Raw genomic sequence first — 13,093 nt, 5'->3', positions numbered from 1 at the left:
GCATTTAATAAATATGTTTGTCATGTAGTATTTTGGTTGCAATATCTGCTGCTTTGCTTCCGTTGGCATGGCCTTTTTCATTTTGGATGTTTAAAGCAAAATAATAGGTGTGGTCTTCTTGTTTTACAAATCCAATAAACCAACCATTTACATGTTTCTCATTTATCATACCAGTGCCGGTTTTTCCATATAACTGACCAAACTTTTGCTTATCAATGAAGATAGCTTTTTTTACAGCTCGAATGTTTTCCTCATTAAAGCCGAATGTATTTTCATCTAGTGCGTAAAGTAGCTGCACTTGCTCAATCGGCGATATTTTTAATGAAGATTGTATCCAATAGCTGTCCAATTTTCCAGCCAAATTCTCATTCCCATATTCTATCTTATGAAGATAGTATTGTAACTGTTTTTTTCCCATTTCCCGATCCAAGTTTTGGAAGTACCAATTGACCGAATTACTCAATGCTGTAGATAAATCATGACTTTTATTCCAAGCCTTAAATGGATAAACTGTTCCATCCCAATTTTGTTTATCATTTTTTACAGAGATAATATTTTCTTCCAAAGCAAATAATGCAGAATAAATTTTATATGTGCTGTTAGGAGAGACCCTTTGTTCACTCTTTTTCTGATTATAAATTTGGTAGTTTTTTGTAGCAGAATCATATAAAACAAAGCTCCCAGAGTACCCGTTAAAATATGAACTTAAATCTTCATAAACAGTGTTCTTCTCGCTAAAATGATACACATTATTTGAATCGGCTAAAGCTGTGGGGAACGTACTAAGACATAACACAAAAAGTCCTAAAACCATGCAGATTCCTTTACTTTTCCATTTCAACACCAGTGAGTCTCCCTTGTAATCTGCAATACTCCGAATCCTCCGTTTAATCTGCTCTTTCGTTCCCCCTATTCCTGAGGCAAACTGACCATATAGCCGACCATATTTTTTGTCCGCAAAACGAATGATCGTGTATCCATATTCGGTATATGCACTCTCGTCCAAAACCTTTAGAACAGAAGCATCACAAGCCAATTCACGATCTATTCGCATGTTCTTTAAGGCATACCATACAAATGGATTAAACCAATACACCATCTGTAACAACCACATGGCATAATTAACCAATATATCTTTATTCTTTTGGTGGCTCAATTCGTGTAGAAAAACATATTTTAATTCATTTAACGAGAATGCTTCACCTGTATTCTTTGGCAAGAGTATATATGGCTGAAAAAGTCCGAGAGTTACTGGTGAGGTAATAAGCGAGGTTTCTCTTAATAAAATCTTTTTCTTCACTCCAACAACCTTTTTGCATACCTCTAACATTTCATTTACTTTTTGATTGTTTATCACTGTAGCTGATTTTTTTAAAAGATAGAGCTGATAGTTTGCAAATAACGCCATCCCAATGAAAAGGATTATTCCAATGACCCAAACTCCAATAAAGACATGAAGGAAGAATGTTGGCGTCGAATTATTCACAGATACTGCAAAATCATGCAATAAGTTGGCATTTGCCGTTTGCGATATATCCGATCCACTTATTCGTTCATCCTTAAATGCGGCCCCATTACTAACAAATAGCCCCTTAATATATTCATAGATTCCTCCTAGCTGGAAAAAATTCCAAGGTAAAAAGGTGGTCATAAAAGGGAGGAAAAGGAAATACCAAATTCGATAGTGTATTTTCATAGACATATGTTGATGAAATATTTTTTTCGTAGAAAGAATCGTTAAGACAAGGAAGGATACCACTAACGTACTTAATACTAAACGCAGTATAAGGGTATCCATCATTTTTTTCCTTCCTTCATATCCCTCTCAGATAATATTTTCCTTAGTTCAGAGATATCTTCCTTTGACAGCTGCTCATTTTCAATAAAATTCAACACCATTGAATTTAAGGCTCCGTCGAAAAACTGCTTAAGAAACAACTTGCTTTTTTGTCCCACATACTCATGCTCTTCAATCAGCGATGTATAAATAAAAACCCTCCCGCTCTTTCTCGTTTGCAGGGCCTTTTTCTTCACCAGGCGTGAAAGCATTGTTTGAATGGTATTTGGTTTCCAATCAACTTTCTTCGATACGATTTCCACTACCTCTGGAGTAGAAATCGGTTCATTTTCCCATACTACTTTCATGACTTCATATTCTGCTTCTGATATTTGTGGTATCTCTTTCATCGTGGCCCTCCTGCTTTTACATTTGTAGTATTTATTATAGCAGGTAGGGGCAATTGCTTAAAGTTCAATGTGGTTGCAGGTTGGAGTAAATGATTTCCTGAAAAACTAACGGATTTGAAAATATTCGTATAACTCCTCTATGAATGATTTATTCAACTGGGTTGCGGAACTGCCTGCAGTATAATGTTCTACAAGTGAAAGAAGAAGAAATTGATCATCCCCCGCATCAAAGGCAAGTAAAAAGCTATTTTCATCTCCTTTTTCTCCTTGCTGCGTTTTTATTTCTGCAGTACCAGTTTTGGCAGCTAACTGAAACCGTTGATTGTATAAAAGATGGGCAGTTCCATTTGGGTCATTTACTACTTCTTCCAAACAGTCTTTCATCTCATTTGCCGTTGAACTGCTGATGGCAGATTTTGTTTTCCACTCGCCTTTTTCAACTAGCAATCTTGGATAAACAACCTTTCCTTCGTTTTGAAAAACAGTATACATGGCTGCTTGCTGAATAGGAGAAATCAATAACTCTCCTTGTCCATATGCAGTATCGGCCAGCAGAATTTCTGATTCAAATGTTGGTTTATTAGAAACTTGGGCTGCATTCATTGCAATGGGCAAATCTAATTTCTCCCCAAAGATAAACTGTCTCAGACCATTTCTAAAAGTTTTTTCCCCCATTTCCAACGCTTCTTGAGCAAAGTAAATATTATCAGAGTAAATAAGTGCTTTTCTCATATCTACATTTTGTACATCAGAAACACGAGTAACTGAATATCCTCCCCAGGTTTTATCCTTTTGCCAACTTAAATCATTTATTTTTCTTAGTTTATTTGAGTATGTCACCTTGGCATCAAGACCGATGCTAGAGGTGATCGCTTTAAATGTAGAGCCAGGTGCATAACCTGTTGCAAACCTTGAAATAAATGGCTTATTTTCATCATTTGCATATTTATCGTAGTCTTGCTGGGATATGCCTTGAACCATTTTATTCGGATCAAATGAAGGAGAGCTGACTGCGGCATATAGTCCGCCTTCTTTCGGTTCCATTACAACGGTAGAACCAGCTTTTCCTTTCAAATGTTTGAATGCCTCCATTTGGATATAGTTATCAATTGTCAGTTTGATCGTTTTTCCGTCCACTTTCTTCAGAGTTTGAATTTCTTGTTTCTCTTTTCCATTCTTATCAACAATAAGGATTTCTCCTCCATCTTCCCCCCTTAGCTCTTTGTCAAGAGCTCTTTCCAATCCAGCTTTGCCAATCACATCCCCTTCTGTCAAATATGTTTTTTTCTCCAGATCTTCCTTTGTCGCTTTCCCTACATATCCGATTAAATGAGCCGCGGCTTCCTTTAAAGGATAATAACGTAGCTTTGTAGTCCGATAAGAAATACCAGGTATTACTTCCGCTTCATTTGATTCAATCACTTTTAATGGGACGAATAAGTCATCTTTTACCCAATCTTGATCTAATTTTTGACGTAGCTCCTCTACCGAGATATCAAATTGTTGACTAATTTTTTGCAGCCTTTTTTCTTTTTCATTCCCTTGGGATAAATCTTTCGGTACAATTCCCGCCTCTTTAAATTCTTCATTTATCGCCAACCCGTTGCCAAGATGATCTTTAATTTCTCCGCGTTCCGCTTTCCATTGATGAAATGTCACCTTGTCTTTTCCCTCCATTCCGGGAAAAATTAATGAAGGATCCCATTTTACCCTGTAATGGCCGTCCGTCTTTATGATTTTTGTATGGTATGCCAAATTGTCCAGCGATCCCAATGGAGTAGTAAAATTTAGCCGAAATGAAATTTCTTGTTCGTTGTCATTTATTTTTTCAAATGTAATCTCGGAAGCTTGGATGCTATCAATATTCATTCCGTTAAATATAACATCGTATTTATCTTTCACATCCTCCAAAGTATAATCTGCTGAAGTATACGATTGCTTTTCAAGTACATCACCTAATTTTTCATACTCTTTATTCTCTAAAATGTGTATAAAGTTATTTGCAGCTTCCCGCATCTGTCTGTTGTCAGTATGATGTTTAATCAAGAATAGACCAGTACTTCCGAGCCCTGCTAAAATGACCAATAACATAACGGAATAAGATTTGATCCTTATCCTCTTGCTTTTAACCCTGCTTTTCATGGTCTTTACCTTCTTTTCTTTCAATTAACTATTACAAATGTAGTAATTAACTTTAAAAAACTACACTTGTAATATTTGTACTGATTATAGCACAAATTTTTTAAATGGCAAATTCATCGCAACATTTTTTACATAAAAAAGGCATGGTCGGTCTGAGGTATTCGTTAAGAGTTGTCATTCTTTATTTCAACTCTGGATATTACAGCTTCTATTGTGTCCCCCTCTCACAAATGCCTTCCAATCGCTGCTAAAAGAGCAAATGATTATTTTGTGTAAAATAATTTTTTCTACTGTCAATGAAATTAATACAACGAGCCAACTGCTCTATTCCTGGTTTAATCTGACTCTCGTTAACTTGAGAAATGCATAATCGAAGTAGATTTTCCTTCTTATATTCAGGCAGGAACATTCTGGACGCATCATCAACATAAATATTCCGTTCTCTTAACAAGTTAACTACTTGTTTTGCTGTTACATCCTCTGGAAGAAATACAGATAGATAGAATCCTGTAGGCGGCTTGGTAAAAGAAGTATGTTCTGGAAGCAATAACTCGCATGCTTCTTGAAGAAGCCTCATCTTTTTATGATATACCTCTTTTATTCTTTTAATATGCCCATTAAGCATTCCGCTTTTTAAATAGATGTCCAGTGCCCCTTGAGAGAGTACAGAGCTATTAAAATCCGCACTAAATTTATAACGTAAAAAGTTGTTGATCATTAATTCAGGAAGAACAATAGTAGCCACCCGTAAGCCTGGAAGAAAAATTTTGGAAAAGCTTTTAATAAAAATTACTCTTCCGGAAGGGTTGAACGTGAAAAGTGGATCTGATTTTAAATTTGGATCAAGTTCCCCTAAAAAGTCATCTTCAACCAAATACACATCGTATTTTTCAGCTAATTCAACGATTTTTTTCTTTTCCATATTCGTATAGCTATGTCCAAGTGGGTTTTGAAATCTCGGAACAATATAGAAAAACTTAATATCATTATATCGAAAGATGTACTCTAAACGATCAAGGTCAATCCCATCCATTGTTAAATCAATACCAAAAGTAGTGGGCTTATGAATGATTGCCGACTCAATAAAACCAAAGTAAGTAGGTTGTTCAATCAGAATATTGTTTTTTCCATTTGGAAATGGCATAGAAACTAATAAATTTAGGGCTTGCTGAGATCCAGACACAACAAATAACCTTTCAGGATTGGTAAATACCTGTAGGCTTTGCAAATATTTCATTAATTCAACTCTTAGTGAGTAAAGTCCTTGCTGGTCGGAATAAGTAAATAATTCTTCTTTATATGTATCAATCGCTTGATTGATACAATGCTGGAATTCAATATAAGGGATTACGTCTTTATCTGGTCCTGCAGACAAGAAATCAATAGCATTCTTTTTGTTTTCACGGCTTTGAAATTCATTTACAACATAATAGCCGCTTTTAGGAACTGAATAAATGAAATGCTCTTTTTCCAGTTCATTATAGGCTTTAATTACCGTATTTTTACTACAAGAGAACTTTTCAGACAATTGGCGCACTGAAGGAAGTTTACTGCCTGAAATGAGTGTTCCTTTGGCCAGTCGATCTTTAATTTCTTCCATAATCCCAATATACTTTGCACTCATATTCGTTCTCCTTTCTGTACCAGTACAGATCAACAAAAATGTTGTTTATTTTTAAAGTAACTCCTCTTAACATTTTAATTATACTAGGACAGATTTTTCAATAAAACGAACAAAAAACTTTGTTTGTAAGGGAGAACTTCATTTATTGGAGCAGGTACAGAGTACAAAATATATAAAGTCAGGAGCTGGACACGATGCAAATAGAAAGAAAAGAAAAAGTGGGATTACTGTTAGGATTAGTAGGGGTCATCTGTTTTAGCTTAACTCTCCCTGCAACACGGATAGCAGTGGAGTATTTTGGAGCTACAGTTGTCGGTTTAGGAAGAACAATCGTTGCCTCTATATTAGTTATTCTTGTATTGATCATTAGAAAAGAAAAACTGCCCTCTGCCCGGCAATTCAAGAGTTTGGTTATTGTCTCCCTTGGCGCCGTTTTAGGGTTTCCTTTACTCACTTCGTGGGCGATGGAAAGTCTGCCTGTTTCTCACGGCGCTGTGGAATTAGCGCTATTACCATTGGCTACAGCTGGATTTGCCATATTGAGAGCAGGTGAAGTCCCTTCTCTTAAGTTTTGGATTTCAAGCATTGTTGGATCTTTGGCTGTTATTATCTATGCTGCCTATCTGGGATTTGGCCAGCTGCAGTATGCGGATCTAGCTTTGCTAGGTGCCGTAATTATACTTGGTCTCAGTTATGCAGAAGGCGGCAAACTAGCCCAAGAATTAGGCAGCTGGCAAGTGATTGCATGGGCAATCATTATCGCTGCTCCGTTTTTCATTGTTCCAGTTTTTCTAAACGTAACTGGCGAGATGCTTCATGCCCCTTTAACAGCCTGGGTTAGCTTTATTTATCTGGCAGTAGTGAGTCAATTTCTAGCTTATGTAGCGTGGTACAGCGGATTAGCGATGGGAGGAATTTCAAGAGTTAGTCAGATTCAATATCTACAACCCTTTTTAATGATTACATTTGCCGCATTATTTTTGAATGAATCCATCACCTTATTTACTATCCTTATGGCTGTAGTTGTTGTATTTTCCGTTATATTTGGAAAGAATGCTGCAGTGGTAAAGAAGGGATTACATCAGTAAAATAATAAATGGCATTTCATTCACAGTTTCAGTAATCATTGGAGTATATAGGCCTCCAGAAGAAATGTCTGGCCGTGATGGATGTGCAAGTAATGTGACAAGGACTTCAAATGATAGAGGTCGTTTTGGTCCATTTTGACCAAAACGACCTCTTAAAAATTAGTCCTTCCTGGCAAACAATACAACAAAGTTAAAATATTTGTAGACACAATCGACATCTTGAAAGCCGCTATCGCTCAACCATTTTATTTGATGATCTAATGTAGCCATCTGATCAAGTTTGGTTCGCTCGTGTGCGGCCTGAATCTCGCTCTCCGCTAAACCAGACATAGCAATTTTTTTATTCCAATCATTTTTATACATGGAATCTATGAATCGTGTATGGCCAAGCACTTGATCAGCATTTACGAAAATCCCTTTAGGGGTCAATAAGTTGTAAACATGATTGAACAACTTTTTTTTTGCTTCATCAGTTAAGTGGTGTATAGAAAGTGAAGATACTATAACATCAAACTGCTCTTCAAATTTATACTCAGAATAATCAGCGTTAATATACGCAATATTTTCCTCTTCTTTAAATCGACTCCGAGCTTTTTCCAACATATTTTCGGAGATATCGATTAGAGTGATTTTAGCTTTAGGGTACTTTTCTTTTACGAAAGAAGCAAATAACCCTGTTCCCGCCCCTATGTCTAAAATTTTTGGTGTCTCCTTGTCAGTCTCAATAATCGAGACTGGAACTGAATAAAAGTCCTCAAAACAAGGAATTAACTTTCTTCGTTGATTATCATATTGAAGTGCATTTTGATTAAATTTTTCTTTTACCTTATCAATAACAGTATCCATATCCATCCCCTCCGAAGATTTCTAATTCAATTGTAAAACATCTAGTATATAATTAGAAATAACAATATTATCGAAAATTGATAACGAACTGTTATCAATAAAAGGGATGAAACATATGGACATAAAGTGGTTAAAAACGTTTATCACAGCTGCTAAGTATGAAAACCTTCGCAGAGCTTCAGAGGATCTCTTTTTAACACAGCCAGCTCTCAGCAAACATATAAAGAAACTGGAAAGCCATTTGAATACTAAATTGTTTGACAGAGTTGGTAAAAATATTACTCTGACCCCTGCTGGTTATCAGTTTCTTTCGTATGCTAAAGAGATTGTAGAGAAATATGATAAGGGGATGGAAGAATTTGAAGCCTGGAAACAAGGATATAATCGAAAACTGACTATTGCTGTAGCTCCACAAATTGCATCCTCTGTACTCCCAGGAATTCTGCGAGGTTTTATAGATGAATATCCTGATATCGAGATCATTGTAGACATTGTAAATTCATTCAAAATAGGAGAACAGCTATGTCTTGGAAAAGCAGAGATCGGCATCTCCAGAATGGAGCCTGCTCAGAAAAACTTATCTTGTGAGATCATTCACGAAGATCCAGTTATCCTAGTCGCACCCTATAGGAAAAATGAAAACTTTCCTGTTGAGGAGGAAGTTCTTAAACAATACAGGGTGTTAACAAACAACCATCCCACTTATTGGAGCAATCTTCTAACCGAGATTAAAAGATCATATCCACGCATTCGTACAATGCAAGTCACTCAAATTGAAATCTCCAAGCGCTTTATTGAAAAGGGGTTAGGGGTATCGTACCTTCCATTATCTATGGTCCGTGAAGAACTAAAACAACGGACAATGATTGAAATAAAACATGATAAGGTCCAATCGACAACTTCTTTTACGTATGTAGTGACTAAAATCGAAACTCCCGAAGTGCAACTATTTACCTCTTTCCTGACAAAGGAATTTGAAAAAATGTTGATTACCTAAATCAAATCGGCTGTGAGAAAAGGAGGGCTATTTTAGTTATTCCATCTAATAAATCATGAAGTTCTTCCATGCCATGCGGATGAAATGGATACACGGGTGGTATCATGATAAAATCTTTTTCATAACTATCCTATCCACATTTATTGAATAATTATTTTTCAGATAAAAAGCTTCTGCATGCCCTCCAGTCGCAGTTAATAAATAAATACTATAAATATCTCTTTTCGTTAGTTCTTCTTCTAAATAAAGGAGTAGTTTGGAACCGTAGCCCTTGCCTTGAATTTGATTGTTTATACAGAACTCAGCTATATAAAAAGTTAATCCTGTGAACGTTTTCTTACTATTTCCCGCGATAAATCCAATTAAATTGTCATTTTCATATAATAAAAAACCAAGGAATTTAGGCGTAAGCATTAAGTCAGTAAGTCTTTCTTTAGCAGTTTGATATGTCCAAGTCTCATTCCAAGGTCCACTATTAAAAACATTAATATAAAGTTCAATACATTTTTCTATTTTCTCATTTGTAATCGGTATTATTTTTTCTGTCATTATGACTCTCCTTTAGGTTAATTTCATTATCTCTTGTTCAACTTATTTCACTTGACATCAGAAAAAACACAATCCTTATTCTTAAATAGCGCCAATGATGAATTAAAGGGCTGGAGCTAGTTTGGTAAAAAAGGTAGATTATAACGTCAAGCTCATAGTAACCGTTCTTATGCTAAATCCCATTTTTTTGTATAGTTTAATAGCTTGATTCCCTGCAAAAGCACTAAGACGTATTTCAGAGTATCCATCTTGTCTTAAGTAGTCAATGGCTGCCATCATTAACCGCTTTGAAATTCCTTTACCTCTAAATTCTTCTATAACAAATAGTTCATAAATAAATCCATTCATCTTATCAGTAAATTGGTCTTTACTTGGTCCAATCAGAATCCAGCCCATCAATTTATCGTTGTGTGATGCAATTAAATAATAACTTCCCTTTTCCAATAGTGTCTCAACAAGGTGTTTGATTTTTTCATTGGAAGGTAATACTTCTCCCAATGTGCCATCAAATACAGCTTGTGGAGAAAGTAACAAAATCTTTTTAAGCTCTGAATCAGTAGGTTTTCTAATATCCATTAATAAGATCGATTCCTCCTAACATGTTTTAAAAATCCCAATATTAAATCACCCATTCTAAATTACAATCAAATGCGCCTTGGCGTATTTGCGCCCAGATTTTATCGAGCTCCGTTCGATAAATTTCCTCTGAAAATCTGTGGCATCCGCCGGAGACTTTAACTTTATTCAGCCGGGGTTTGACCCCCCACTGAATGGAATACCAATATGCATTCATCTCACCACTTACTGAAGTGGGAGACTTCTGCTGAATGTAGTTAAAACTCGATAAAGACATACAGGGGAAGCTCTAAATAAATAATCGTATCTGCATATTCAGCCCTAATCTCATATGTATTAGTATAATTGCCTTCCATAATCCATTGGTCATAAATCATTAATAATCATCCTTTGGTCTGCTGAAAATTCGTCAATCGTCGCTTCCTTCCATCCAGGTTTCCAGAACAATGTATCTAGATGATACACATCAATTTTCAAAGCTTCTCCCAAATCTTTTAGCAAATGTAGATTTTTCTACACTTGCAGAAACTCCCGTCACCATAATTTTTTCCATATCCCCATCACCTTCTTTTCATGTTCAGGGTTATCCAATATTTTCTCTGATTGACTTATTTCTTCGATTTCGCAACAAGAAATTCCTTCTGTATTCCATCGACTGCGCTGCAAGGTGCGCTAGTCTAGACGTCAAAAAAGCCCTGCAATTCAATACAGGACTTTGACTCAATCTTTTTCATTAATTTCATTCTAAACCAAACAAATTCCACTCCTCCTTCAATTAAGGCAGTTTGTCCAGCCATGTAATCAGACCAGAATCGGACGAAGCCAGATAGGAAAAAAGTTTGCTATATCTTCAGATTATTCTGTTCTTCCTATTGTGATACCTTCTGCAAATTTCTTAAAGGCCTGCTTTTCCTGGTTTTAATCAAAAAATCCCTAATCCTCTTTATCCAAAATTTCAGATTGAGCAAACCCTGATTTTTGTTGAAAGTCAATTCGAGTTTCAATTACACCCTATTTTCTCCATCAAAAAAACTAACCACCACATATGGTGATTAGTTTTTTGCTTAAAGTGATGAACTGCTATCTTCAATGGCTGTTTTATCATTAAATGTTTTCAAATTCAATTTCCCCAAGATTCGTGCCGTTAACGTTCCGGCGACCATGCTGTCATTTACATTTACAGCTGTACGCCCCATATCGATAAGTGCCTCGATTGATATGAGCAAACCAGCTAAAGCGACAGGGAGCCCCATAGAAGATAAAACAATCAATGCTGCAAAAGTTGCCCCACCGCCAACACCGGCAACACCAAATGAACTGATTCCAATTATTAAGACCAGTTTGATGATAAATGCTGGTGTAAATGGATCAATTCCGACCGTTGGTGCAATCATGACTGCCAGCATGGCAGGATACATTCCTGCACACCCGTTTTGCCCAATTGTCGCTCCAAATGAAGCTGACATGTTCGCAATTCCTGAATCAACACCAATAGAGTTTTTCTGTGCTTGGATATTCAGTGGAATCGTCCCTGCACTCGAACGCGATGTAAAAGCAAAGCCCAATACAGGCATGGCCTTTTTCAAGTATGTCATCGGATTTAAACCGAAGAGGCCTACTAATACAAGGTGGAAAATCATGATGACGAATAAAGCTACATAAGAGGCAATCACAAATTTCCCAAGTTGAACAATACCAGCAACATCTGTTTTAGCCACTGTATTTGCCATCAAAGCCAGAATTCCAAATGGTGTTAGACGTAAAATAAGTGTTACGATTCGCATAACAACTGCGTAAAATGCGTTCACGATTTTCGTAAACATTTCTGCTTGTTCCGGATTTTTTCTCCGTAATCCAAGCACCGCGATCCCAACGATAATAGAGAAAATGACTACTGCAATGACCGAAGTTGCCCGCTGGCCTGTCATATCTAAAAATATATTGGAAGGGATAAAACTCAAGATTTTTTGCGGTGCAGTTAAATCCTGTACATCTCCAAGTTTTTCCTGAAGCATATCCCCACGCTCGACTTCTGCCTGCCCCGCATCAATTTGATCTGCATTCAAATCAAACAATGCAGCAGACCCAATTCCAATCAATGCGGCAATCATAGCCGTCGAAACTAAGAAACCAATAATCCAGGCAGACATTTTTCCAAGGTCTGCAGATTTCTCCAAATTAATGATGGACTGAATAATAGATACCATGACAAGCGGTACAACAATCATCATCAACAGTTGTACATACCCGCTTCCGACAATACTATACCAATCTGCCGTATTCGTTAAAACTTCCGAATCTACCCCATAGATGGCCTGTAAAATAGCTCCAAGCGCAATCCCAGCACCTAAACCCGTAAATACTCGTTTTGTAAACGATATATGTTTCTTTTGCATAAAAATAAGAAGACCAATAATCGCAAGTAACGCAACGATATTCACGCTAATTAAAAATATATTCATGATGTCCCCCTCCTTTGTGTGGGCTTCAATTGTGTTTTCATCATATGCACCACGAATCTACTATGCCACAGCAAAGTAAATAATTCCTATAGATTTAGTTGATTTAATAAATTAATAATATACATACCGCCAGCGATTCTGTCAACGATTTGGTTTGATGAAGCCATTCCATGTGTAAAAAATGAGTTTGCCTAAAGTGCCTGAAGGTTAGATAATAAAATAGCATGATTGACTTCTCCGCTTCACAAGGTATTATCCAAAAAATATACTTGGCTTTCATTCTTAAATGGAACAGCCTTTGGGTGAAATGGAAATCTTTTTCTTTTAGAGAAAAAACAGATGAATAGCTTATAAGAAAACAAAATAAAAACTTGTAGAGAAAAAACACCTAATCTCTACAAGTTGAGGACTTCATTTCATTGAATGCACACTAGAAATCAAATGCGCCTTGGCGTATTTGCGCCCAGATTTTATCGAGCTTCGCTCGATAAATTCCCTCTGAAAATCTGTGGCATCCGCCGGAGGCTTTAACTTTATTCAGCCGGGGTTTGAACCCCACTGAATGGATACCAATAGGCATTCATCTCACCACTTATAGAAGGGGGAGACTTCTGCTGAATCA

Annotated in this window: 12 protein-coding genes; 2 read left to right on the top strand and 10 right to left on the bottom strand. The window is 36.5% G+C overall.

Translation table 11 applies throughout. From position 1 onward, the window contains the following. Positions 1-4 precede the first annotated feature (4 nt). The 4 genes from D5F11_RS07345 to D5F11_RS07330 all read right to left on the bottom strand — a co-directional run bounded on the left by D5F11_RS07345 (position 5) and on the right by D5F11_RS07330 (position 5,953). Positions 5-1,801, bottom strand: a complete 1,797-nt coding sequence (locus tag D5F11_RS07345) for a BlaR1 family beta-lactam sensor/signal transducer (protein WP_120117578.1) — start codon at positions 1,799-1,801, stop codon at positions 5-7. Beyond that, entirely contained in the window at positions 1,798-2,187 is a 390-nt protein-coding gene (locus D5F11_RS07340; RefSeq protein ID WP_120117577.1) for a BlaI/MecI/CopY family transcriptional regulator, read from the bottom strand. The genes D5F11_RS07345 and D5F11_RS07340 overlap by 4 nt, the downstream gene beginning before the upstream one ends. Before the next feature lie 105 nt (positions 2,188-2,292). Then, positions 2,293-4,329, bottom strand: a complete 2,037-nt coding sequence (pbp4, locus tag D5F11_RS07335) for a penicillin-binding protein PBP4(5) (protein ID WP_120117576.1) — start codon at positions 4,327-4,329, stop codon at positions 2,293-2,295. Positions 4,330-4,576: 247 nt separating this feature from the next. Then, positions 4,577-5,953, bottom strand: coding sequence for an aminotransferase-like domain-containing protein (locus tag D5F11_RS07330; RefSeq protein WP_120117575.1), 1,377 nt, complete (start codon positions 5,951-5,953; stop codon positions 4,577-4,579). A gap of 194 nt (positions 5,954-6,147) precedes the next feature. Here D5F11_RS07330 and D5F11_RS07325 point away from each other — a divergent pair, with 194 nt between their 5' ends. Next, positions 6,148-7,041 (top strand): DMT family transporter, encoded by an 894-nt coding sequence (locus tag D5F11_RS07325; protein ID WP_120117574.1) that lies wholly within the window; start codon positions 6,148-6,150, stop codon positions 7,039-7,041. A gap of 159 nt (positions 7,042-7,200) precedes the next feature. Here D5F11_RS07325 and D5F11_RS07320 read toward each other — a convergent pair whose 3' ends face one another. Next, on the bottom strand, positions 7,201-7,887 hold the full coding sequence (locus D5F11_RS07320; protein ID WP_245998119.1) for a class I SAM-dependent methyltransferase: 687 nt from the start codon (positions 7,885-7,887) through the stop codon (positions 7,201-7,203). A 115-nt stretch (positions 7,888-8,002) separates the two neighbouring features. Between D5F11_RS07320 and D5F11_RS07315 the strand changes: the two genes are divergently transcribed. Then, positions 8,003-8,884, top strand: coding sequence for a LysR family transcriptional regulator (locus D5F11_RS07315; protein WP_120117572.1), 882 nt, complete (start codon positions 8,003-8,005; stop codon positions 8,882-8,884). A gap of 102 nt (positions 8,885-8,986) precedes the next feature. Here D5F11_RS07315 and D5F11_RS07310 read toward each other — a convergent pair whose 3' ends face one another. From D5F11_RS07310 to D5F11_RS26125, 5 genes are all read right to left on the bottom strand, one after another. Next, entirely contained in the window at positions 8,987-9,433 is a 447-nt protein-coding gene (locus D5F11_RS07310) for a GNAT family N-acetyltransferase (protein WP_120117571.1), read from the bottom strand. Between the two features lie 138 nt (positions 9,434-9,571). After that, positions 9,572-10,009: a GNAT family N-acetyltransferase gene (locus D5F11_RS07305; protein WP_120117570.1), complete on the bottom strand. Its 438-nt coding sequence runs from the start codon at positions 10,007-10,009 to the stop codon at positions 9,572-9,574. A 43-nt stretch (positions 10,010-10,052) separates the two neighbouring features. Then, positions 10,053-10,226 (bottom strand): hypothetical protein, encoded by a 174-nt coding sequence (locus D5F11_RS26130; RefSeq protein WP_185830558.1) that lies wholly within the window; start codon positions 10,224-10,226, stop codon positions 10,053-10,055. Between the two features lie 847 nt (positions 10,227-11,073). Next, complete coding sequence (locus D5F11_RS07300) at positions 11,074-12,471, bottom strand: L-cystine transporter (protein WP_120117569.1); 1,398 nt, start codon at positions 12,469-12,471, stop codon at positions 11,074-11,076. 430 nt (positions 12,472-12,901) lie between these two features. Next, positions 12,902-13,051, bottom strand: a complete 150-nt coding sequence (locus D5F11_RS26125; protein ID WP_185830557.1) for a hypothetical protein — start codon at positions 13,049-13,051, stop codon at positions 12,902-12,904. Positions 13,052-13,093: the final 42 nt, after the last annotated feature.

It is taken from the genome of Siminovitchia terrae, assembly GCF_003605405.2.
Lineage (GTDB): Bacteria > Bacillota > Bacilli > Bacillales > Bacillaceae_C > Siminovitchia > Siminovitchia terrae.
This window is presented reverse-complemented; position numbering and strand designations above follow the sequence as displayed.